This window comes from Romboutsia sp. LXY-2 (assembly GCF_056171995.1).
This window is the reverse complement of record NZ_JBKFGI010000003.1, coordinates 189,654-214,333: the sequence shown is the minus strand read 5'-3', so window position 1 is coordinate 214,333 and position 24,680 is coordinate 189,654. Positions and strand designations below refer to the sequence as shown.

The 24,680-nt window shown below is 28.4% G+C and carries 25 protein-coding genes; 2 read left to right on the top strand and 23 right to left on the bottom strand.

The window, feature by feature from the left end; all coding sequences use genetic code 11:
- Window positions 1-4 precede the first annotated feature (4 nt).
- The 16 genes from ortB to ACI48P_RS06785 form a co-directional block, all read right to left on the bottom strand.
- The gene (ortB, locus tag ACI48P_RS06860; protein WP_475214741.1) at window positions 5-1,426 is read right to left on the bottom strand and encodes a 2-amino-4-oxopentanoate thiolase subunit OrtB; all 1,422 of its coding nucleotides are present in this window, start codon (window positions 1,424-1,426) and stop codon (window positions 5-7) included.
- Window positions 1,419-1,727: a 2-amino-4-oxopentanoate thiolase subunit OrtA gene (ortA, locus tag ACI48P_RS06855; RefSeq protein WP_475214740.1), complete on the bottom strand. Its 309-nt coding sequence runs from the start codon at window positions 1,725-1,727 to the stop codon at window positions 1,419-1,421. The genes ortB and ortA overlap by 8 nt, the downstream gene beginning before the upstream one ends.
- A gap of 47 nt (window positions 1,728-1,774) precedes the next feature.
- Complete coding sequence (gene ord, locus ACI48P_RS06850) at window positions 1,775-2,845, bottom strand: 2,4-diaminopentanoate dehydrogenase (RefSeq protein WP_475214739.1); 1,071 nt, start codon at window positions 2,843-2,845, stop codon at window positions 1,775-1,777.
- A gap of 320 nt (window positions 2,846-3,165) precedes the next feature.
- Window positions 3,166-4,020 (bottom strand): sensor histidine kinase, encoded by an 855-nt coding sequence (locus tag ACI48P_RS06845; RefSeq protein WP_475214738.1) that lies wholly within the window; start codon window positions 4,018-4,020, stop codon window positions 3,166-3,168.
- Window positions 4,021-4,109: 89 nt separating this feature from the next.
- Window positions 4,110-4,406 carry a hypothetical protein gene (locus ACI48P_RS06840; RefSeq protein WP_475214737.1) on the bottom strand — a complete coding sequence of 99 codons (297 nt, stop codon included), beginning with the start codon at window positions 4,404-4,406 and terminating at the stop codon, window positions 4,110-4,112.
- Window positions 4,396-5,097: a response regulator transcription factor gene (locus tag ACI48P_RS06835; protein WP_475214736.1), complete on the bottom strand. Its 702-nt coding sequence runs from the start codon at window positions 5,095-5,097 to the stop codon at window positions 4,396-4,398. The genes ACI48P_RS06840 and ACI48P_RS06835 overlap by 11 nt, the downstream gene beginning before the upstream one ends.
- Window positions 5,098-5,280: 183 nt before the next feature.
- Window positions 5,281-6,678: a sigma-54 interaction domain-containing protein gene (locus tag ACI48P_RS06830; RefSeq protein WP_475214735.1), complete on the bottom strand. Its 1,398-nt coding sequence runs from the start codon at window positions 6,676-6,678 to the stop codon at window positions 5,281-5,283.
- A gap of 167 nt (window positions 6,679-6,845) precedes the next feature.
- Window positions 6,846-7,766 (bottom strand): arginase, encoded by a 921-nt coding sequence (gene rocF / locus ACI48P_RS06825; RefSeq protein WP_475214734.1) that lies wholly within the window; start codon window positions 7,764-7,766, stop codon window positions 6,846-6,848.
- A gap of 319 nt (window positions 7,767-8,085) precedes the next feature.
- Window positions 8,086-8,946: an anti-sigma-V factor RsiV gene (gene rsiV / locus ACI48P_RS06820; RefSeq protein WP_475214733.1), complete on the bottom strand. Its 861-nt coding sequence runs from the start codon at window positions 8,944-8,946 to the stop codon at window positions 8,086-8,088.
- Window positions 8,947-8,960: 14 nt separating this feature from the next.
- Window positions 8,961-9,461 carry an RNA polymerase sigma factor gene (locus ACI48P_RS06815; RefSeq protein ID WP_475214732.1) on the bottom strand — a complete coding sequence of 167 codons (501 nt, stop codon included), beginning with the start codon at window positions 9,459-9,461 and terminating at the stop codon, window positions 8,961-8,963.
- Between the two features lie 203 nt (window positions 9,462-9,664).
- Window positions 9,665-11,929 (bottom strand): xanthine dehydrogenase family protein molybdopterin-binding subunit, encoded by a 2,265-nt coding sequence (locus tag ACI48P_RS06810; protein WP_475214731.1) that lies wholly within the window; start codon window positions 11,927-11,929, stop codon window positions 9,665-9,667.
- A 1-nt stretch (window position 11,930) separates the two neighbouring features.
- On the bottom strand, window positions 11,931-12,380 hold the full coding sequence (locus ACI48P_RS06805) for a (2Fe-2S)-binding protein (RefSeq protein ID WP_475214730.1): 450 nt from the start codon (window positions 12,378-12,380) through the stop codon (window positions 11,931-11,933).
- Window positions 12,380-13,168: an FAD binding domain-containing protein gene (locus tag ACI48P_RS06800; RefSeq protein ID WP_475214729.1), complete on the bottom strand. Its 789-nt coding sequence runs from the start codon at window positions 13,166-13,168 to the stop codon at window positions 12,380-12,382. Before ACI48P_RS06800 ends, ACI48P_RS06805 begins: the two co-directional genes overlap by 1 nt.
- Window positions 13,169-13,730: 562 nt before the next feature.
- On the bottom strand, window positions 13,731-14,240 hold the full coding sequence (locus ACI48P_RS06795; RefSeq protein WP_475214728.1) for a TDE2712 family protein: 510 nt from the start codon (window positions 14,238-14,240) through the stop codon (window positions 13,731-13,733).
- A 200-nt stretch (window positions 14,241-14,440) separates the two neighbouring features.
- A complete protein-coding gene (locus ACI48P_RS06790; protein WP_475214727.1) occupies window positions 14,441-14,596 on the bottom strand; it encodes a hypothetical protein in 156 nt (51 codons plus the stop codon).
- A gap of 205 nt (window positions 14,597-14,801) precedes the next feature.
- Window positions 14,802-16,430, bottom strand: coding sequence for an ABC-F family ATP-binding cassette domain-containing protein (locus ACI48P_RS06785; RefSeq protein ID WP_475214726.1), 1,629 nt, complete (start codon window positions 16,428-16,430; stop codon window positions 14,802-14,804).
- 381 nt (window positions 16,431-16,811) lie between these two features.
- On the opposite strand from ACI48P_RS06785, the gene ACI48P_RS06780 reads away from it, so the two are divergent.
- Entirely contained in the window at window positions 16,812-18,473 is a 1,662-nt protein-coding gene (locus ACI48P_RS06780; RefSeq protein WP_475214725.1) for an EAL domain-containing protein, read from the top strand.
- A 40-nt stretch (window positions 18,474-18,513) separates the two neighbouring features.
- Here the strand turns inward: ACI48P_RS06780 and ACI48P_RS06775 are convergent, their stop codons facing one another.
- Both ACI48P_RS06775 and ACI48P_RS06770 read right to left on the bottom strand, forming a co-directional pair.
- Complete coding sequence (locus ACI48P_RS06775) at window positions 18,514-19,254, bottom strand: cell division protein (protein WP_475214724.1); 741 nt, start codon at window positions 19,252-19,254, stop codon at window positions 18,514-18,516.
- Between the two features lie 43 nt (window positions 19,255-19,297).
- A complete protein-coding gene (locus ACI48P_RS06770) occupies window positions 19,298-19,798 on the bottom strand; it encodes a QueT transporter family protein (protein ID WP_475214723.1) in 501 nt (166 codons plus the stop codon).
- A gap of 413 nt (window positions 19,799-20,211) precedes the next feature.
- On the opposite strand from ACI48P_RS06770, the gene ACI48P_RS06765 reads away from it, so the two are divergent.
- Entirely contained in the window at window positions 20,212-20,532 is a 321-nt protein-coding gene (locus tag ACI48P_RS06765) for a hypothetical protein (RefSeq protein WP_475214722.1), read from the top strand.
- A gap of 98 nt (window positions 20,533-20,630) precedes the next feature.
- On the opposite strand, the gene ACI48P_RS06760 is transcribed toward ACI48P_RS06765, so the two are convergent.
- The 5 genes from ACI48P_RS06760 to ACI48P_RS06740 all read right to left on the bottom strand — a co-directional run bounded on the left by ACI48P_RS06760 (window position 20,631) and on the right by ACI48P_RS06740 (window position 24,452).
- Window positions 20,631-21,563, bottom strand: coding sequence for a DUF362 domain-containing protein (locus ACI48P_RS06760; RefSeq protein WP_475214721.1), 933 nt, complete (start codon window positions 21,561-21,563; stop codon window positions 20,631-20,633).
- Between the two features lie 70 nt (window positions 21,564-21,633).
- The gene (locus tag ACI48P_RS06755; protein ID WP_475214720.1) at window positions 21,634-22,506 is read right to left on the bottom strand and encodes a potassium channel family protein; all 873 of its coding nucleotides are present in this window, start codon (window positions 22,504-22,506) and stop codon (window positions 21,634-21,636) included.
- 214 nt (window positions 22,507-22,720) lie between these two features.
- On the bottom strand, window positions 22,721-23,968 hold the full coding sequence (locus tag ACI48P_RS06750) for a cation:proton antiporter (RefSeq protein WP_475214719.1): 1,248 nt from the start codon (window positions 23,966-23,968) through the stop codon (window positions 22,721-22,723).
- A gap of 129 nt (window positions 23,969-24,097) precedes the next feature.
- Window positions 24,098-24,256, bottom strand: coding sequence for a hypothetical protein (locus ACI48P_RS06745; RefSeq protein ID WP_475214718.1), 159 nt, complete (start codon window positions 24,254-24,256; stop codon window positions 24,098-24,100).
- A 31-nt stretch (window positions 24,257-24,287) separates the two neighbouring features.
- The gene (locus tag ACI48P_RS06740; RefSeq protein WP_475214717.1) at window positions 24,288-24,452 is read right to left on the bottom strand and encodes a hypothetical protein; all 165 of its coding nucleotides are present in this window, start codon (window positions 24,450-24,452) and stop codon (window positions 24,288-24,290) included.
- Window positions 24,453-24,680: the final 228 nt, after the last annotated feature.

The window sequence follows — 24,680 nt, the reverse complement described above, 5'->3', positions numbered from 1 at the left end:
GTATCTATAAACTCTTTAAACTTATTTCTTCAATAGCCCCTTTAACAAACTCTATACTACTGTTAGTATCTCTAACTAAGTAATCTAAGTCTGCTTCATTTATATCATCCCTCAGATTATTTACTAAACAGTTTTTAATATATGACTTTCTTATATTATCCATATCCATATCTCTAGCTTTTAAAAGACTAGGATGAGAAGGTAATACTAGATTTTCCCCGCATATCTCATCAATAGGATTTCCAAATAATATTTTTATTCCATTTTCTCTTGCAAAAGTAAGCTGTGGTGCTATATGTTTTCCTGCTCCAGTATATTCTGTTTCTTGAACTACTATAATCTGATCTTGATCTAGCTCCTGAGCCAAACTAAATGCAGCCGCGAGAGAAGTGTTTCCTGCTGGACCTCTTTCTATTCCTTCAAGTTGTGCAAGTAGTTCAGTCATATAAAATACTTCACCTTGGTTTACTGTTACATATCTATCCATATATCGAAGTGGTCTTGCAGCTGATCTTGGCACATCTGAGCGGTCTGGCCAAGTACAAAATGGTATACCAAACCCAGTATGACCTGTAGTAAATGATTTTTTATTAAATTGATTATCGCTAGCCATATGAAGGCCTTTTAAGTTCACACTGGCTCCAACAACAACAGTATCAGTAGCGCCAGCTTTAATAAGTCCTCTTGCAGTACCAGTTAAATTTCCTCCACCAGCATTTGTACAAACTACTACATCTGGATTTTTTCCTTCTCTTTCTCTTAGTTGCTTACATATTTCATAACCAAGAGTCTCTACTCCAGCTATACCAAATGGAGAATATAATGAAGCATTAAAGTATCCGGTTTCTTCTAAAAGTGATAAAAACTTATAGAATAATTCTGGTCCAACACTTAATTGAATAACTTCAGCACCTAAAGCTTCGCACTTTCTAGCTTTTTCAATTATTTCAGGTTGACCTACACCTCTGCTATCATAACATTCTTGAACTATTATGCATTTTAATCCTTGCATTGCTGCTTGGCTGGCAACAGCTGCACCATAGTTTCCACTTGTTGCTGCTATAACACCTTTATAACCTAATTTCTTAGCATGGTAAACTGCAGTAGCTGCTCTTCTAGCCTTAAAACTACCCGAAGCATTAGCAGCCTCATCTTTTATAAAAATTCTAGCACCTTTCCCATCTGGTGCTACAGTTCTTGCTAAAGCTGTAATGTTTTTAAGTTCAAGTAAAGGCGTATTACCAACAGCATATTTTCCTTGTATTTTTTCTATATCATCTAAAGTATAGCCTGTTTCTCTCATCATAGCTTCGTAGTCAAAAGATATTCCTCCTGATTCAAAGCTAGTATAGTCTATACCTATTGCATTTTTCATTATCTCATTATTTCTACTCATTACACCTTTATAACTCATATCTCTACTCATTATCTTCACCTCCAAATAGAATTTCTTTTGCTTGTAATCCTATTTGAAGTAGCTCTGGTATACATTTACCATAATCATGAGTGTAATAAGGATTTATGTTTAATAACTTTCCTTTTTCTATTCTACCTGATATAGTTTTTATCTCAACTAAATCCCCTATGTTTGCGTCACCTTCAATAAAGCCTTTAACCCACATTTCCAGAGGAACAAGCTTAGTATCCTCTGGAACTTGTGGAGCTCTTTCATGTGACTGTAGTACTATATTGTGAATCGTTACCCAATCGCCATGTTTAGCATCCATTTTAAAAATCCCCCAAATCTCTAGACTAGTATTAATAGTTAATTATTTTAAGCATCGATTTCTACAGTTTCTTCTAAATCAACTAATTCTCTTACATCTCCCATCATTGCTCTTGGAACTGGTATATCCAACATTGTTTTAAGCCCCGGCTTAGCATTTATTACATGAGGTATTGAGTTTACACACATTGCTATTGTTCCTATTCCACCTGGTATTTCTGGAGTAATTTGAAGATTTATATTTGGAGTTCCTGTTATTGTGATGTAATCTCCTGTACTTTGTCCTTCTAAGTGAGGTAATATTTGTTGAGGATGCTCCATTTCTATCTTAACTTCTCCATCAACATACCCTACTCCACATTGCTTACATCCTGCAACATTACCAGCTAAAACTTCAGCATACTCAGATTTTCTATACACACTACTCATTATTGGCTCTCTAGTTTGCTCTACTTTTTCTAAGTTCCATCCTATACCATCTGTTATCATGTTAATTGATTCAGGGAATCCAACATGACCTGCTATAGTTCCATTTTCTGCACCTTCTATAAATGCTTCTCTTGTTACTCCAACACCTTGTTCTACCATTACTGCTCTACCAAATGGAGATAAGTCATTTACTCTTGAAGCTTTTATATGTTCAACTTCTTCACAAGTTCCTGAAAGAGCTAATATTAATAAGTCTAAAACGAATCCTGGGTTTATTCCTGTTCCAAGTACCGTTACTCCATTTGCCTTTGCTATTTCATCTAATTGTCTTGCTAATTCTGGCTCTTGAGCTTGTGGATAAGCTAATTCTTCAGCAGTTGAAACAACGTTTATTTTCTTTTCAAGTACTAGCTTAATTCTATCAAATGCTTTTTTAGTAAATGAGTCAGTAGCAAGTAAAGCTACGTCCATTCCCTTCTCAGTAAATACTTTTTCAGGATCTTCTGTTATTATTACTTCTGGTCTTTCTCCTCTTTCTATTCCAAGTACATCGTACATACTTCTATCTTTTCTTGCTGCATTTCTATCACATACTGCTACTATATCAACACCTTTTTTCTTTAATAACATTTTTGCCATCCCACTTCCCATTGCTCCAAATCCCCATATACCAACTCTTAAGTTTCTCATTTTTTCTTCCCCCTTATTTTTTATATTTAAATTTTATTTATTATTTATTATTTTACACATTTGGTATTAAAGCAAAAAAAATGCCAAAGTAGGCATTTAAATTTTTATATTTTATTTATATATATAATTTTCTCTGTAATTAAGTGATTTAATATTAGTTAGAAAATTATCAACTTTTATAATTATTTTTAAATTTCTTTTTTTATTAATTATTCATTTCAATATTTATAATTCAAATAAAAAAAAGCAAAAAATTTTGCGTTAATGCAATATTTTTTGCTTTTTTAACTCTATCTATTATGAAATGATTAATTATGATGCTATTTATTATAAGACTTATGAATAGTAATATGAAATTCTGTTCCCTCATTCTTTTTACTTCTCACATAAATATCTCCTCCCTGACTATCAATAATCGACTTAGCCATAGCAAGACCTATTCCAATACTGTCTTCTTTACTAGAGTTTTTACCTTTATAAAATCTTTTAAATATCTTAGGTATTTCTTCTTTCTCTATTCCTTCTCCATTATCTTTAATTAAAATCTCACTATACATAGGATTTTCCGCATAATAAATTTCTAGTTTCCCACCACTTTGAGTATGTTCAACACAGTTTTTAATAATATTAACAATAGCTTCTACAGTCCAATTAATATCTCCAATAAGCTTTGCATCATCAGACCCACTTATGCTTAAATCAATATTTTTAAGCTCTATAAGCATTTTACTAGGCTCTATTGATTTATGAATTAGCTCATTTATGTTGATTTCCTCTTTTTTAAAATCAATAACTTTTGCTTCAATTTTTGATAACTTAAGCATACTTTTTATTAACCATTCCATCCTGTTAAGCTGAGATTTGGTTTTATCTAAAAAGTCTGTTCTAACTTCTTTAGGTATATCATCATACATAATATCATTTAGAATTATTAAAGATGTCATAGGTGTTTTTAATTGATGAGAAATATCTGACATAGCATTATTTAAAAAGATTTTTTCATTTTTTAATAACTCAACATTTTCCCTTAGTATATTAGTCATTTTTATTAACTCTGTTTTTAAAAGCCCAATCTGACCTTCTTGATTTTTATTTCTCATATTATAATTTTTATGTTCTGAGCTATAATAAACATAGTTAGTCATATCAGTAATATCCTTGTATAACTTTATCATAAACTCCATAAAAATAAACAATAGTATTATAACTATTATAATCACCAAAATACTATTATATTTATAAATACCTAGCTTATTTTTTTCAATTATTGGCTCATTAACTTTTTTATATCATTAGTATAACTGTATTTTTCTAATATCTCTTTTCCTAAACTTAAATTTTCTGTGTTTCTTCCTTGAGTAACTATACCTACAATATCTTCTTCTAGTTCTGGATATTTTTTTACGATAGTTCCAATTATTATTTGATTATTTTCTATTACACTTTCTTTTAAAGTATTTAATATCAAATTACTAAATCCAAATATAAGAAAACCACTTAGAAATATAACAACAAGAAACTTTGAAAAAAATCTTTTTACTTCTGGATTCCTAAATACCATTGTTATCACTTCCTACAAACTTATATCCTAACCCTCTCGCTGTAATAATATATTTAGGAGAAGATGGATTATCTTCTATTTTTTCTCTAAGTCTTTTTATATAAACAGTTAATGTATTATCATTTACAAAATCATAAGATACATCCCAAAGTTTTTCTAAAATCTGTACTCGACTTAGTACAATTCCTTTATTTTGAATTAATATTAGTAATAACTTATATTCTGCAGTTGTTAAGAAAATTTCTTCACCACTCTTAAATACTCTTGCTTCTAAAGTAGCAATTTTAATATCACCAAATAGAACTAAATTATTATCTTCTTCTTTCTTAGATGATTTTCTTCTTAATACTGCTCTAATTCTAGACATAAGTTCTCTTACTCTAAATGGTTTTGTAATATAGTCATCTCCTCCTATGTCTAATCCCATTACTACGTTTACTTCTTCATCACAGGCAGTTAAAAATATTATAGGTATCTCACTACTTTTTCTAATTTCCTCACATAATCCATATCCAGTTCCATCAGGAAGCATAATATCTAACAATATTAAATCAAAGTTATTTGCATGTAACATTTTTTTAGCATTTTCTATATTATTAGCACTACTTACATTATAACCTTCAGCTTCAAGTGCATATTTCATACTGAAAGCTATTGTGCTATCATCTTCTACTATTAGTATCTTTTGCATTTTTTTCTCCTTTGTACTATTCTAAAACTATTATACCTAATTTAACCTTTTATAGATATATTACAAGAATTACAATTTAGTCACATATTACGAGTCGTCATAGTTTCCTAATACATAAAATAGCTTCATTCTAAATATTAGAATGAAGCTATTTTAATAGTCGTATTTAATTTCTATTCACTTTTAAAAACTTCTTTTAATATTATACTTTCTCATTTTGTACTGCAAATTCTGCCTTCCTATTCCTAGTATTGCCGCTGCCTTTGTAATATTATCACTAGCTTTATCTAAAGCCTCGTTAATATATTTTTCTTCTATATCCGCAATAATCCAGTCCAAAGGTTTAGATTCAATATCAATTATTAAAGTATCATGTTGACTTTCATTGCCATAGTAATTTAGATTCATATCTTCAATTTTGATTTTTTCATCTTCATCCATCATACTCATACTTGAATAGATAATATTTTCTAATTCCCTTACGTTGCCTTGCCAATATTGTTTCTTAAGAACAGATATACACTCACTATCTATACCTTTTACATTTTTACCAAGCTTTTTGTTATATTTTTTAATAAATTTATCGCTAAGTAATAATACATCTTCTTCCCTCTCCCTTAATGGGGGGATTTGAATATATATTACATTTAACCTATAATATAAGTCTTTTCTTAATTTACCTTGTTCTAAAATATCTAATGGATTTTCATTTGTAGTAGCTATTACTCTAACATCTATTGGTATATCTTTTGTACCACCTACTCTTCTTACATAACCTTCTTGCAATACTCTAAGTAATTTTGCTTGAAGTTGTAATGGCATAGAGTTTATCTCGTCTAATAAAAGAGTACCCTTATTTGCTTGTTCAAAAAGTCCAGGTCTATCAATTGCACCTGTAAATCCACCTTTTACAGTTCCAAATAATATACCCTCTAATAAGCTCTCTGGAAGTGCTGCACAATTTTGAGCTATAAATGGCTTGTCACATCTTTTACTTGCATAATGAATTGATTGGCTAATAAGTTCCTTTCCGGTTCCCGTCTCACCATAAATCAATACAGTAGCATCAGACTTTGATGCTTTTTTTGAAATATTTATGGCTTTTTTTATGGTTTCACTTTCACCTATTATATCTTCAAATGAATATCCGATTTTTTCAGGATTATGTATTTTTATATTTTTAACTTCTTCAAGCTTTTGGACTTGGTCCATTAAGCATTTAATCTGAGTCATATCTTTTGATATTTCAAGTGCTCCAATAAGATTATTTTTTATAATAACTGGAATAGTAGTGTTTATCGTAGTTATCTCTTTCCCATTTTGGTTTAAATACTTTTGAACATTATCTTCTATAGACCTTTTGTTTTTTAAAACATCTAACAAAGTACTATTTTTAATATTCATTGTTTTAGATACATTTGAAAAAGATTTATTTAGAATATCCTCCTTATTCATTCCTTCAAGCTTTGCCATTGCATTATTATAAATTAAAGTCTTATAATTACTATCAATAAAGTGAATACCCTCATCAATATTTTCTAAAATACTTCTAACAACCTCAATATATAATTCATTATCCATCTTTATCTCCTTAACAAAAAAATTTGTTACTATAATATAATATTACACCAAAGGCAATATTCCTCTATAATCTAACAAATTACAGTGACTATCTTTTAACATACTAATCAATGCAAAAAAGCTAAGCTAGTAAATTAATTTACCATCTCAGCTTTTACCTTTATTATTTATGCATTAAATGCCTCTAATTTTTTATGGGATTTTATTATATATTCCAATAATTCCATACAGATATCTAATGTTTTACTTTCTTCATCTAAAACAGTATTATATTCTACAAGGTCTAAAGACTTTACCAAACCAGTACTAAATATTCTATCTAAAATATATTTTGCTTCTTCTACATTATACCCACCTTTTACTCTAGTACCAGTTCCAGGTACTAATGCTTCATCTAAAAAATCTATATCCAAGCTTAGGTGAATAGCTTCTATATTTTGTTCTTCACATTTCTCAATTATCTCATCTAAAATATTTTCAAAACCACGTTTTTCTATCTTTTTATTACAATATAAATTTACTTTACTAGAATCTAATAATTCCTTCTCTTTTTCATCAAAATCTCTTCCACCAATATGAAAAACGTTTTCTTCTTCTACCTTAATATTTTCATGATATAAGTTAACAAGGTCTTCATCACCATAACCACAGACAAGTGCTAAAGGCATACCATGAGAGTTTTTGCTATTAGAAGTTTCATCTGTATTAAAGTCCCCATGAGCATCTAACCAAACAATCCCTAAATTCTCAAAATGTTTACTTGCTCCAGAAATAGTTCCTAAAGCTAGTGAATGGTCCCCTCCTATAATAATAGGGAAGCTTTCACTTTCCAATGAATTGTATACTACATGAGCTAAGTTTTTATTAACTTCATATATTGCTTCATAGTATTTAATGTTAGGATTTGATTTATACTTATCCTCACATTTAACATCAGGAACATATATGTCCCCAATATCGTAATATTCTACCTCATTTTTTTTCATTAATTCCATAATTCCAGATTGCCTAAGTTTACTTGGACCATATTGTGCACCTTCTTTGTCACATCCATAATTAATTGGAACACCTATTAAGTTCATACTCATAAAAAAGCCCCCTTATAATTAACTATTCTAGCTAAAAATACTCTGTCAAATTTATCTCATTCACTAAATGTGCTAAATTTGACAATAACTTTATAATTCCTTAAAATCTTCTATTTTTCTAATCTGGCCTAAATTAATATTCTATCTAATATAATTAATACGATGTTACTATATATTTATCCTTTCTCTATATTATTCTTATTTCATAATATAATAGTTTGTTTTGTAATATATTCTTTAAAAATTTAAAACAATGTTTAATAAAAATGCCCTTAAAATCTATTTTTTAGATTTCAAGGGCATTAAGTGTAATTTTAGGTTAAATGTTCTTTTCTATATCTATTACAGTTTTAGGAATAGCAAACTCTACTAATCCCATAGCTCCAGGAGCTACTTCATATTTGTCAAAGCATATTACTATTTCATTATTGTCATTAATATAAAATCCTTGATCTGCCTTTATTTCTTTAAAGTCTATATCTGGCGTTTCACTATTTATCCAATAAACTTTATCAGGGTCAGACTTCATTTGCTCAATCATTTGAGCTTTTATATTTTCACTTATTACACTTATATAATCTTTATCTTTGAATAAGCTTTTTAATGTTATTGCAATTTCATTTTTCTTATCAATATTATAGATTTTTCTTGTTGTATTACTTGATCCTTGTGCATAGTAATTATATACAACCATAGAGAATATCTTATCATTATCTGTTAAAACTTCATACCAAGATTGAACCATTTCTCTACCTGGTATATTATCTTTTTCTAGTTCTTTAATTTCTTTTAGATATTCATTATATAAGTCTTTCGCTTCTCTTTCTAATTCTTCATTTAATTCTTTCTCTAGTTCCTTATCTTTTAATCCTTCTAACTTTGGAACATCTATAGAAATATCAAATCCATTTCTATAGATGCTATAATTTGATAATCTTACTACTTTAACGATATTGCCTAATACTGGAACACCTTCTAGACTGTCAGCAAATGTTGGAATTATATTTACACTTCCTACAAATACTATTGCTAAACTTGCTGCCATTGAAATAACTTTCTTAAATTTAATATTTTTCTTCTTTTTACCAATTGAATCCATAACTAAATATTCTAGCTCATCAGGTATTTCAATGCTATTATAGTCATCTATTAATTTTTGCAATTTTTCTTTTTCTTTCATATATTTCTCCTTCATCATTCTATATCAATATGAATTTTTAATAACTTTAAAGCTTTGTATAACCTTGTTTTAATAGTATTAATATTTTCGTCTAACACATTTGAAATATCACTAAGCTTCATATCTTCAAAATATCTTAGTATAATAATACTTTTGTATTCTTCTGGTAGTTTGCTTAAAGCATCTTGTAAATCTATCTCTGTGTTTTTGTCATAATACACTAGATTTTCAAGTTCTACATCTTCTTCTAATTGTACGTACTTCTTATTTTTTCTTATATAATCTATTGATGTATTTATTAATAGTTTATAAAACCATGGTTTAATTGAATCTACAGACTTTAATTTATCAATATTTGATAGTCCTTTATATATTGATTCTTGAACAATATCTAGTGCATCTTGTTCATTTTTTACATAACTGTATGCCACTCTATAAAATGAATTTTTATTTTGGACTATGTACTCTGTAAATGCTTTTTCTTTAAATTTCTTACTTGAGCTCAATAATTTCATATCATTTCAAGGCCTCCTGTACATGTTACACTTATATAGACGATATTAAATATATAAAAAGTTTTAGAAAAATATAATTTTTTTATAAATTCAAATTAAGATTTATTTCTTTACATGCATCTTACTATTTTATACTATTTTTACAGTTTAATAAAATTTTATTAAAAAAGATATCTCCGTAATCACAGAGATATCTTTATATATTATTTATTCATTTCCATAAATATTTTTTCTGGTGTTATTGGTAAAGTATTAATCCTTACTCCTGCACCATTAAATACTGCTTCTTGTATAGCTGGTAATGGTGTATTTAAAACTACCTCTCCAACAGATTTAGCTCCAAAAGGACCTGTTGGCTCATATGTTTCCACAAAATCAACTATTATATTTCCAACATCACATCTTGCAGGAATTTTATATTGCATAAAAGTGTTAGTATCTAATTGACCTGAATCAGTAAATCTTATTTCTTCAAATAGAGCCATACCTATACCTTGAACTATTCCACCTTCAACTTGAACTTTTGCTAAGTTTTTATTTATTACCGTTCCACAGTCTACTATTGCTACATAATCAACTATTTCTACTTTACCTGTTTCTTTATCTATTTCTGTTTCAACAAATCCTGCTATATATGGTGGTGGTGAAACTGGACTTCCATGTGAAGCATATCCTACTAACTGCATTTTATCTACGCCCATTGTGAAGTTAACTGCTAGGTCAAATATTGAAACACTCTTATCATCCATAAATACTTTTTCACCGTCAAACTCAACATAGTCTTCATCTACATTAAGAATTTGTGCACCAGTAGTTATTATTTTTTCTCTTAGTTCTCTTGCTGCTTTAACTGCTGCCATACCTGTTACATAAGTAGTAGATGAAGCATAAGAACCTGGGTCATAAGGCACAACATCTGTATCTGCTGAAACTACTGTTATATTATCCATAGAAGTTTCAAGTATTTCACAAACCATTTGGGCTAGTATTGTATCACTACCTGTCCCCATATCTGTTGAACCTACTAATAATGTGTAGTTTCCATCGTCATTTAATTTTATTTCAACACTTGCAGTATCAATGTTAGCTATTCCCGAACCTTGCATAGTAAGAGCCATACCAACACTTCTTACTTTTCTATTTCCTAAGTCCTTACATGGATATTTTTCATCCCATTTAATAAGCTCTTTTCCTTTTTCTATACACTTAACTAAATCCACAGAATTTATTTTCTTTCCATATGCAAATGAAGTTTCACCTTCCATTATTATATTTTTAAGTCTTATTTCTGTAGGATCCATTTTTAATTTATTTGCTAATACATTTATTGTTGACTCAACAGCAAAACATCCTTGACTTGCTCCATATCCTCTAAATGCACCTGCTGGCATTTTATTAGTATATACAACATTTCCCCTAAATCTTGATGCTTCTAATTTATTGTATAAAGGCATAGTTTTTTCTCCAACTAAACCAAATGTAGTTGAAGCATGTTCTCCATATGCACCTGTATCAGATAATGCATCTATATCTATAGCTTTTATTATTCCGTCTTTTGTAGCACCTATTTTTACATTCATCTTCATAGCATGTCTACTAGTTGAACAGTTTAATGTTTCTTTTCTATCATATATTATTTTTGCAGGTTTTCCAGTTTTTAATGTTACTATTGCAGAGAATATTTCAACACAAGCTGTTTGCTTACCGCCAAAACCTCCACCTATTCTTGGCTTTATAACTCTTATCTTACTCGAAGGTAAATTAAGTGCTCTACTTAAGTGACGTCTTACGTGGAAAGGTATTTGTGTTGATGTTACAACTACTAGTCTTCCCATATGGTCTAGGTAGTTATATGCTCTATACGTTTCCATCATTCCGTGAAGCTGAGGTTGTGTATAGTAAGTTTCCTCTACTATAACATCACAGTCATTCATAACTTTTTCTACATCACCTTTAGTATAATCATGAGTAGATACTATATTTCTTTCTCTAATCATTCCTATATCAAAGTTAGTGTGTCTATGAGTATCATGAACTAATACATCAGTTTCTGCTGCTTTTTCAAAGTCAAGTACTGGTTCTAATACTTCATATTCAACTTTAATCATTCTCATAGCTTTAACAGCTGTCTTTTCATCTACTGCTGCAATTATAGCAACTTCATCTCCTATATATCTTACAGTATCTTCAAGTATTAGTCTATCGTATGGAGATGGCTCTGGGTAACTTTGTCCAGCAAGTGTAAATCTTGTATCAGGAACATCTTTATATGTAAGTACACATTCTACTCCATCAATCATTAATGCTCTACTAACATCTATATTTTTTATCTTAGCATGTGCATATGGACTTCTAAGTATTTTCACAACTAATGCATCCTTTGCTGCTAAATCATCAGTATATACAGGCTTACCTGTAGCTATTGTCATTCCATCTATCTTTGCAATACTTTTACCTACTATGTTCATACTACTTTACCCCCAGATAAGTTTTTATGGCTCTTAACTGTCCCATATAACCTGTACATCTACATAAGTTTCCTGTTAAATAATGCTTTATTTCTTCTTCCGTTGGATTTTCTAACTCTTCCTTCATTGCAACAACTGTCATTATAAAACCTGGTGAACAGAAACCACATTGTTCAGCTCCTTGACTTACTAATATTTTAGCAAATTCACTCGCTTCTTTTTCTATTCCTTCTATTGTAGTTATTTCTTTATTCAAAGCTCTTACAGTTAATGTTGCGCAAGATAATACTGGTTTTTTATCTACCCATATAGAACATAAACCACAACATCCTGTGTCACATCCTCTTTTGACACTTAAGTTTCCAAGTTTTCTTAATGTATCTACTAAATATTCTTCACACTCTATATCAACTTTCCTTATTTTTCCATTTACTTTAAGTTCTGCTAACATTATATGACCTCCTTGATTGCTCTTTTTATTAATACCTTAGCCATAGCATATCTATATTCTTTAGTTGCTCTCATATTTGTTCCAAAGCTTAGCTCATCTACAGCTATTTGAGCTGATTTAGCTATATTTTCTTCATTTAATTCGTTAGCTGATAAAAACTCACTAGCTTTTTTAGCAACTTTAGCTCTTTGAGGTCTAGCTCCAACACAGATCTTAAAGTTATCATTTTCCTTAGAAACTGAAACATTTACTAATGGATAGTCACTTTGTGCATTTCTTAATGACTTATACTCTGATTTTTTTCTACTCTTTTTAATGTATATCTTAGTTAAAAAATCTTTTTCATATTCCCTATTTAAAAACTCATCTAAAGAGATTCTTCCAGCCTTACATAGTTCTACTTCTGTATCAAGACAAAGTAGCGCTACTATTAAATCTGAAAATCCATACTTTGAAAATACTGTCGCTCCAATTGTTACAATACTTCTAAATTGTACCCCTATGATATTTGCTACTGAATCTTTTATGATACTACCAAAGTTTTCTTCTAGTTCCTTGCTAGTTTCTAGCTGTCTAAACGTTGTCATTGCGCCTATTTCTATATAATTGTCATCTTCTTTTATGTAATCCAGGTTTAGATTTGATAATTCTATTCCTGTTCCTATTCTTTTTTTACCCATTCTTAAAAAGGCGCTTCCACCTATTAATTGGTTGTTTTTTCTTTTTGTTAAAGCTTCGTATGCTTCTTCTACCGTAGTTGGTTGAACAATATCTATAAGTGTAAACATACTTTCCCCCTAGTTATCATTATTTTAACTAATTATATCATATTCCGATATTTTATTACAACATAATCCGTAAATATATAAACATTTTTTTATTTTAATATTTTTACGTACGTATTTTTTCATTAAAATCAAATGTTTTTTTATAATATTTGTATATTATTCGTTTTTCTAACAATGACATAGAAAATAATAAAAAACACTCACATCTATGTTATGTATTATTTTTCAAAGTTAACATATAACTTTAAATAATTATATAACATAGATTGAGTGTTTTATTTTAAAATATAGAAATTACTTCTTTGTATCTCCATACATTTCTTTTAATTGTTTTTGTATATCCTTATTTTCTAAGTATTCATCTAAAGTAGTTTTTCTATCCATTAATCCACCAGGAGTAATTTCTATTATTCGGTTAGCAAGATTTGTATCATTTCGTGGTCATGAGAGTTGAATAACATAACAACATTGAACTTTTCAAGCTCTTTATTTACAGAAATTATAGATTCTAAGTCTAAGTGGTTTGTAGGATCGATTTATTTTAACTGTTTATCGCTCCTAGTTATATACTAAGAAGCTTTTCTTCTATATATTCATTAAATGGTTTACCTGATATTGTTACTGGGCCTTCCCCAAATAAATCTACCATAATATTAAAGAAATTGATTATTAATTTATTTTCATCAATATAATATTCATCCATATGTCCTGGAATAAATATTACCTCATATTCTTCCTTACTTAATTTATCTTCCATATAGTCTAAATTAAGCTGCTTTACTGGTGCTATCATCATATTTGTAAATTCCAAATCTTCAAGCATCCACATATTTTTATTCCAGTATCTACTTTCCTTTTTTGTTGGTTTATTTAGAAGCTCTCTGTTTGATATTGCGGAAAGTACCTTTCTTACAGATTCCTTTGTAAAGTCATCATCATATAGATATTTCATATCCGTTTGATCCGATAGTCCTATAAAAAATGAATCTGCTATCTTTTCCTTTTGATGTACCGAATCCCAAATATAAAGCATCATTTCTAAGATTTCACTTTTAATCACAATTTTAGCCAAGTTAAATCCCCCTTTTTTCTTTAAATATTTTTTATCTGCGAACTACTCTCCACTTAAATTAACCTTCAGTTTCCGTTCCCAGTAGCCCCCCTAATTGGCTTGTGAATAGAAATAACTCTGTATGTTTCATGCCTTAGTTTTCGCTCCACATACAGTTGGCGGTTGGTTGAATATTTTACAGTTTTGAAAGTTCTACCACATTACCAGTATAGCACAAAATCAAGAATATTACCTCTTTCTATAATTTGTTGCCACATTCTATTTCCACTTTTTGAGAGTATATAAAAGTCTTCTATAATACTTTCTTTTTTTAAGTTCTTAAAGTACTCTTCTTTAATTCTTTTGTATCTTCTCATTTGCTTTTCTAATAACTCGCTTATAGGTACTACCCTAGGTTCACTATTTTAAATATACTCTGCTATTGCATCTATTAATTGCATAAAAAATACCTCCTATATTTGAAAAAGTAGAACATAGATGTTCTTCATCTTATCGAATATAAAAGGTATTTCAAAACCTATATTATTAAGTTTTAATTTATTAGATATACATTACTTACAATTACTTCTTTGTATCTCCATACATTTCTTTTAATTGTTTTTGTATATCTTTGTTTTCTAAGTACTCATCAAGAGTAGTTTTTCTATCCATTAATCCACCAGGAGTAATTTCTATTATTCTGTTAGCAAGAGTTTGAATCATTTCGTGGTCATGAGAGTTGAATAACATAACACCGTTGAACTTTTCTAAACCTTTGTTTACAGAAGTTATAGACTCTAGGTCTAAGTGGTTAGTAGGATCATCTAAAACTAAAACGTTAGCATTTGATAACATTAACTTAGATAACATACATCTAACCTTTTCTCCTCCAGATAAAACTTGAGCTTCTTTAAGAGCTTCTTCTCCAGAGAATAACATTCTACCTAAGAATCCTCTTATGAAACTTTCACTCTTTTCTTCAGAGTATTGTCTTAACCAGTCAACTAAAGAGTAGCTAACTCCATCGAAGTATTGGTTATGATTTTTAGGAAGGTAAGATTGTGAAGTAGTTACTCCCCACTTGAAAGTACCGCTATCTGCAGTGTCTTCACCCATTATTATATTAAATAATGTTGTTATTGCTATCTCGTCACCTAAGAATGCAACTTTATCTTCTCTATCTAATCTGAAAGATACATTATCTAAAACCTTAACACCATCTACAGTTTTAGTTAATCCTTCAACTTCTAATACTTCATTTCCTATTTCTCTTTCAGGAGTAAATCCAACATACGGATACTTTCTTCTAGATGGTTGTATGTCTTCAAGCTCTATTTTATCTAATTGTTTCTTTCTAGATGTAGCTTGTTTAGCTTTAGAAGCATTTGAACTGAATCTTGCGATGAACTCTTTTAATTGAGCTATCTTTTCTTCAGCTTTCTTATTTTGGTCTTTAGCTAATTGTAAAGCTAATTGACTTGATTCATACCAGAAGTCGTAGTTCCCTACGTACATTTGGATTTTTCCAAAGTCAACATCAACTATGTTTGTACATATTTGGTTTAAGAAGTGTCTATCATGCGATACTATTATAACTATAGAATCTTCTAATCCCATTATGAATTCATTTAACCAGTTTATTGATTGGAAGTCTAAGTGGTTCGTCGGTTCATCCATTACTAGTATTTCAGGCTTACCGAATAATGTCTTAGCTAATAAGACCTTAACCTTTTCTCCACCTTTCAAGTCTTTCATTTGCTTATAATGTAAGTCTTTAGGTAGTCCAAGACCCATTAATAATCTTTCTGCATTAGTTTCTGCATCCCATCCATCAAGTTCAGCGAACTCTCCTTCTAATTCAGCAGCTTTAATACCATCTTCTTCAGAGAAATCTTCCTTCATGTATAGAGCATCTTTTTCTTTCATTATAGAGTACAGTCTTTCGTGACCCATTATAACTACGTCTAATACAGTATCTTCTTCGTATTTGAAGTGGTCCTGTCTAAGTACAGACATTCTTTCCTTTTCAGTTATTGAAACATTTCCTGTATTTGGTTCTATATCTCCAGCTAATATTTTAAGGAAAGTTGATTTCCCAGCACCATTAGCACCTATTATCCCGTAGCAATTACCTTTAGTGAATTTTAAGTTAACATCTTTGAATAACTCTTTATCACCAAATCTTAATCCAACATTAGTAACTTGTAACATCGATAAATTTCCTTTCTTAACATAAATTTTAATTTAAAATTATACAACATTATTTATCATATAACAAATACTTATTTTAGTCAACAAGTCTTGTTTATTTTAACCATATAACATTAAATATTAAAATAATATTTTAAATATTTTTAATCAAATACACTTCATCTGAAGCTATTTTTTATAATATAATTCTTTCCATATACAAAATTGATTGTTCATATTACTACTTACTATGTATGTTCAATTGAATATTAAAGAACCTAAATATATGTCTTTATTATTCACTTCTATTCCAATTAAATGCATATTTTACCAAAATTAATGATATTTTAATATTTTTGTTGTATATTTATTATATTACAATTATATATCATGGAGCTTAAAATGAAAAAAATAATCAATACTTTATTTTGTATTATAATCTCAGTTTTCCTTATAACTCAGTCATCTTTAGTCATATATGCTTATAATATTGACAATAAAAGGACAACTGAAAATAATCCCCCTACTAAAGTTATAAAAGTAGGTTTTTATAATTATGACCCTTACTTTTATGTCAACGCTGACGGATATCCCTCGGGCTATTATCACGAATTACTAAAACTTATCACAAAAGAACTCAATGTTGAATTTGAATACGTTAGTTGTGATGTTAGCGAATTAATAAATTTATTAACTAATAACAAAGTAGATTTATTGTTAGGGATAAATATCACTACTGAACGTCTAAAAAAATTAATATTTGCGGATTCTCAAATTTCAATAGAAAATTTCGGTATATATACTAATAAGGATATTCCTTACGGAAGCTTAGAAAGTCTGAATGGTTTAAGATTTGGTTACATTGAAAATGAGGCTAACTCCGAGTGGATTTTAGATTTTTTAAATACTCGAGGTATAAAAGTTAATTTAGTTCTAGCTAAATCTTATGAAGAAGTAAATCAGCTTCTTATTGATAGCAAAGTTGATGCTACGATTTCAACCATTAACAATAATCAGTTAGATAAATTTAAAACAATATTTGAATATTCAGCAGGACCTGTATATATTGCAGCAAAAAAAGGAAATGAAGATTTAATCAATGGGATAAATCATGTTTTTAAAAGTTTCGGAGAAAAAGAACCTAATCCAGTTTCAAAACTTCACGAAAAGTACTTCAATGCTTATGTAGAGAAAAATAAGTATAACAAAATGTTAATAGTCTTCCTGTTTTGGATAATAGTTATGGGCATATTTGCATTTATCTATAAAACTAAAATACCGAAAATACAAATAAAAAGAAAACAAAGTGAAATAAGAGATAATTTACAAAAAAATCAATATTTAATCCATTATCAACCAATTATTAATCCTAAAACTGAAGAAATCAAAGGTCTCGAAGCTTTACTTAGGATGAGATCTGGAGATAAAATATTATCACCATACTTTTTCATAAAAGATATTGAAGAACATAATATGATGCATGAGGTATCCATTTGGGTCTTAAAGAGGTCAATAGAAGATTATAATATTATCAAAGATTATGACTGTATAAAAAATAATAATTTCTATATATCAATAAATGTTTCTTTTAAGGAAATTGAAGATGATAGATTTATTAAAGAATTTATTAATATTGCAAAAGAATATAATGTACAACCAAACACAATATGTTTAGAAATCGTAGAAAAAATAGCAATGAAAGATGTTCTTAAAATGCAGTTTGCAATAAGTCAATTACAAAAGTCTGGTTTTTTAGTAGCCATTGATGATTTTGGTGTTGAATATTCAAACTTAGATATTTTAGAAAAACTAGATTGTAATATTGTAAAAATAGATAAATACTTTATAGACGATATAGAAGATTCTATGATAAGAAAAGAAATAGTGAAGTTTATTTCTCAGTTATGCAAACTTTCTAATAAGACACTTGTCTGTGAAGGTGTAGAAGAAATAGAGCAACGTGACTTAATAAAGAAAATCGACAATGAAAAATTCTACATTCAAGGTTACTATTATTCTAAACCTTTAGATATTAAAGATTTGAAAAACTTAAAATTTAAATAAAAAAAGCTGACTACAATTATTTGTAGCAGCCTTTTTTATTTTAGTTATATATTAATCCTATTCTAGCTTTATCTTCTGAATTATCTCTAATATTTAAAGAGAAAATTAACTCATATGTGTCTTCTGATTTTGCTTGTATCTTTGAAAGTAATTCATTTAATACAATTAACATATTGTTATTATCACAATGGTTTTTATCCATATCAACAAATAATATTCCTTTTTTACCACTGAACTCATTACCTTCTTCATTTAAAGAATTTATTAATGTCTCAGCTACGTTATCAATAGTTTCTTCTTTTCCAAACTCTTCAAAAGAATATTTTATACCTTTATCACTGCATAAAGCTTCTTTTAAATCTGTAATATCTATATTTATCATACAAAGATCTGATATTGATTCTATCATTATATTCATTATTGAAGTAATCTTGCTCATATTGTCTTCAGTTAACACAAACTGTCTATCTATGTTTAACTCATCTTTTTCTTCTTTCAATGAAGAATTTAGACCTATTGATAATACTCTTCTCTCATTAGCCATAAATCCAATAGCCTTTAGGATATCTTTAGCTCTCCTATCTTCAGTTGAGTAAGTTAGAAATAATATATCTACTCCGTCTAATAAATTTCTAACATAATCTTTATCAACATCTTGATTTATTGCTATTTTTTCAAATGTCATATTTTCTTTAACTGTATCTTTAATTAAATCAAGATTTTTAAATCCATCTTCACCAATAGCTATTAATTTTGCGCTGTTTGATACATTTTCTAACATATTCACTTGTTTCCTTTCAATCTTTATGTATTAAATGCATTAATTAAAATGCATTCTTAAGCATATTCCCGTATTTTTTTATAAAAACATTAAATAAAGGAACTCCAAGTATAGTTATTATCACAAATTGACCAAAACCTACCTGTAAAATTCCTAAAACTAAAGGAACTCCAAAAAACTTATTTAACATAGTTCCTATTACTAATGCATTTACTATTGTTGGCCAAATTGATGCTATTATTAATGATGATTTTTTACCTGGCATCAATTTAGATGTTAAGTATACCATATATGCGCTTATAAATGTAGCCAGTGTTCCAAATATTATATCTGGTACGCCATATGGTCCTATAACATTTGCCAAGAAACATCCTAATGTTAGACCTAATATATACTCTTTGCTTATAAAAGGTAGTAATATCATTACCTCCGCTAATCTAAATTGTACTTGTCCATAACTTATAAATCCTAAAGCTAGTGTTAGTGCTGCATATAATGCGGCAACAACAGCTGTAACTGCTATTTTTTTGTTGTTTTTTCTCATGTTGACCTCCTAAAAATACTATCATAATACCTTATTATTTACAAAAACTTATATAACAACTCTATTTTCTCCATATCTTTAACATTAAAAAAATACCGTAGCATTGCCACGGTATTGTCCACAAAAATAAAATAAATATAATCGTATTTACCGTAGTTTTGTTTATAGACAGGAGGTTTACGAACTGTCTCATTAAGTTTACTTAATAATTATATACTATTGAGTTAATAAACTCAATATTGCTAAAAGAATTTGTTTTATTTTCCATGTACTGTATATATTTCTTATATAACTTAGTTCTGTGAGTTATACTAAATATTTAACCATTATAATTTGTTTGGAGATAAAAAAATATCATATTATTGCTATTAGCAAACATATTATTAATTATCAATTAATTATATGGAGGGAGTATGTCTGATAACAAGCCTCGTTCTTATAATTCAAAATATGATTCAATAAATTATTGTAATAGTATAGCTAATCAATATATTATTTTGGTATCAATTTTTGCAGCTATAATCTCACAAGAAATTGAAGATGATGAAGCTCTAGGTATCTTAGGATCTTTTCTAATTTCCTTAGGTGAAGAAATCGCCCTAGCTTCTGAAGTACGTATAGCTTGTAAAGCTAAATTAGAAAATGACACCACATTATCTGAAGTTACAGAAGATGTTTTTGTACGATCACCATCAAGAAGCAAAAGAGTAAAAAGAAGAATTACAAAAAAGTAAAATATAGCATAATAGATTTATATATTGGTTATCTATTATGCTATATTTTTTTTAATACATTACCCACAAATAATAAATCGTACACTGTATAATTATTACTACTCTCCGTGAATATCCTTAATTTTATCTCTGTCTACAACTACATCTTTCTTATTATAAGCTGCTTTACTAAATATTTTTTCTCCTTCTTGTATATCAAGACCTTTTATATCTATTCTCTCTACTCTAGCTTCACCTAGCCCATCTTTATAAAGTCCATATAGATAACATACTGCTTGTGGCAAGAATCCTAAAAATCTAGCTCCTATTGCATCAGCTGCAACAGGGTCCGTAGATGCTATTATCAAACCTGGAGTATCTACACTTTTCCCATCAGATGGACCAGTTCCTATCATTGCTTTATCACAACTTACTATTGCTAAATCTATAGGAACATGATTTGCAAAGCATCTAATAAAACCATGTAAATCTTCATGAATACCTGTTTCTTTTTTTGGATGCCCATGTATTTCAGCAGGTGGCCAACCCATAGCTATATTTTTTATGCTAGCAGTTACTGTTGCTTCCTCATGCTGTTTTAATTGAGTAAATGATATTATTACATCAGCCTCATTAATCACCTTATTTATTGGAGTTGATTTTATTATTGTATGATTCAGTTCTAAGTCAACATATGGACCGTAATTCATATCAATAAATTCAACCTTTTCTTCTTCTATTACTTTAAGGTATCCTACTCTTTCCATCACATCTTTTGTCTCTTCTCTACCTGAGCCTGTTGCTATGTAAACTTTTGATGGTTTTTTTTCTTTAATATAATTAATTAATACCTTTAAAGTCTTAGGACCTACTGTTGCTCCAGTTTCTGGACCATTATCATTAACCCAATTTGGAGTTATTACTACAGTGTCTCCTTCACTAATTATCTTATTTATTGGTAATAAATCTAGTGCTTTCTTTAACGAATTTCCTTCACTACGTGCTTTTGTAATCGCAACTATAGGTTCTTTTACTTTCCTATCTCTTATCATGGCTTCACCTCTAAATATTAGTTTATTTATAGATTATTAACAGGTGATTTTATATTATTCAGTTATTAGCTTATTCGTCTCTATATGATAATACAGTGCTTAAAAATATAGTAATGCAAACTACACTTGTAAATGCAATTAACATACTTATTGTTTTTGCAGGAATAGTTACAGGTACAATGTCACCATAACCTATTGTAGTAAATGTTATTATTGTATAGTAGAATAAATCAAAACTTGTTGGGTTGTTGCTAAAAGCACCAGGATATGCTTGATTTATTATACATGTAGCCATATATAAATTTAATATTATCATTACTAGTAGCAGTATTGTAATAATAATTATTCCTCTACTAATACTTTGATCTTGATTTTTACTTTTTACATGTCTTGGATTTTTAATAATTTTTATTAAAACCTTGAAGTTTAATGTGTATGATATTAATAACCCTATTAAAGCAATAAAGTGCACACTGTCAAATTGACTTGAATCAAATAAGAATACTGTAAAATATGTACTTAAAATAAAATAACTTACTATAAGATTATTTTTTAAATATTCATCTTCAACATTTCCAATAAATTTTTGGATACCTGATGTTAATAATAAAATATACCCTATTGCTAAATGTATAACTATTAAAGTAATTATAATTCCTAACATTGTAAAAAACGCTGAAATTATTGTTTTATCTCCTAATACATTTTTTATTCCAAATCTTATAACCATCATTACAACAAATATCTCAGCTACAACAAATATCCATACATGAATTTCTTTTAGAACTTTACCTTTTTTCATTAATAACTCTATGTATATCTGATTTATATCTTTAAAAGTATCTTTAATACGATGTATCAGCTTTCTGTTATTAATATTCTTATATCCTACAATAGTAATAATTACTAGCATTGTACTTACTATTATTAATAATTTCCCCATATGACTTTTTGTCCCTTCTAAAAAGTATTTGATTTTATTATACAAATAATATCTTATATTAGCTTATATTGTCTAGCATTTAGAATACTTTGTATCAAAACTTTTTTTAATAAAATTAAACGTAAAAAAGACATTAAAGTTACTATCTATCAATGTTTAATAACATATTATAAGATAACTTTAATGTCTTAATCATAATAATAATTTTTATAATCTATTTAGATAAAACTTCTTCTTCTAATAAATCTAATTTTTTGGCAACCAACTTCGTTGTGCTTCCCTGAACAACAAGGGTAATTAAAATAGCCATAAATACAATAGATGAAATCATCTCATATCCATTAATCTTCATTGCTGAAATTATCCCACAAAGTGCTGCTGGTATTACTCCAGTTTCTCTAACCCACATCATAAAAATAAGTTCTTTAAATGTCCATTTTGCTTTTCTATCAGCAATAGTACAAACTAAAACGCATATAGGTCGAGCTATAAACATAAATGCTAATACTACTATTATCGAAGGTACAAAGTACTTTGACAATATATTAATATCAACCTGACTACCTAAAATAATAAATATTGCCATCCTACATATGGTTCCCAACGTTTCAACAACATTACAATCTGCATCATATGATTTTTGAGTCAACCATACCTTAAAATTCTTTTTATTTCCAGTTACAATCCCTACAATAAAGCAAGACATATAACCACTTCCTCCTAACTTTGTGGAAAGTTCATATGCTATTATAACTGATACTATGGATATAATAGGAGCATAGTCTTTAAATATACCATAAGGCTTATCTGTAACCAATTTTAACAATGTAACCCCTGTTATAAGACCGATTACTAATCCAACAATAACCATCGTAGCAAGACTGTATATATTTTCCGAAAGAGAAAACCTTCCTGATAATATTATTGAAAGAACTGCTGATGTAAGTATTGCACCTGTTGCATCATTAAATGCCGATTCACTTATGACAGTTTGCTTAACTTTGTCATTTATCTTTACTTGGTTAAATATTGGCACTAGTGTTGCTGGATCTGTAGAAGCAATTATTGATCCAATCAATAATGCAGTCATTGAACTAACCTCAAAAGATAAACCTACTACTTTCATAACTATAAAAGCTGAAATCAATACTCCTACACTAGATAATAGAAATACAGATACTTTTACATTTTTTAAAACCTTTAAACTTATTTCTTTACCTCCAAGATACAAAATAAACGCCGATCCAAATGTTAAAATAAGTTGATTTTCAACTTGATATTGACTTATATCTATAAAGTCAAAAAAAGACGGCCCTATAAGTATTCCTACAAGTAAAAATAAAACAACATCAGGAACCTTTAGCAGTTCACTTAATTTGCTACATATAATTCCAGTGATTACAACTATAGCAAAAATTATTAGAATATTATTACTTGCAATTGTGTGTATAGATCCCTCCATAATAACATCTCCCCATACTAAATTCATTAAGAATTACTAACTTTTATATAAAGAATAGCTACTTTTTATATATGTAAAAGAAAAAAAAGTGTGACTTACTAGTCACACTTTAATATACTTTTAACATTTTTACTGTTTACTTAATCTATCTTCCATTTCTTCAATTGTTTCTTCTTCTATTCCTGCATTTACCATTATTTCATCCATAGAGGAACTACTACTTAAAATATCTTTTGCAAATTGTAGCGCATCATCATAAGGTCCTTTTCTAAATCTATTTTCTGTCATCTGCTTCACTCCTCTAACTTATATTAAATTTTTAGCATGGAGGAAAATGTTTTTTCTTAGCTAATCTATCTCCTAATATATCTGCTACTTTTTTATTAGAAGCAATTTCTTTTGCTATCTCCATTCTAGTGTTGTTTTCTTTAAGAAGTTTATTTATTTCTTTGTTGTTATCTAAATCTTGCTTTTTATTTTTCATGATATCTTCCTTTCTTTTATTTTGTACTTACTCTTAAGTTGTCCATATATAACACTTTTACAACTATAAGTTTTTTCTAATTTATATATTACTTTCAATAAATATTTCATTACTATTATGATATTATTTATATTTTTTTAATCAAATTACGCTAATTAGCCTTTTATTTATTTCAAATCATAATATTTTTTATAAATGATTATAATAGCTCATTTATTATTTAAAAAT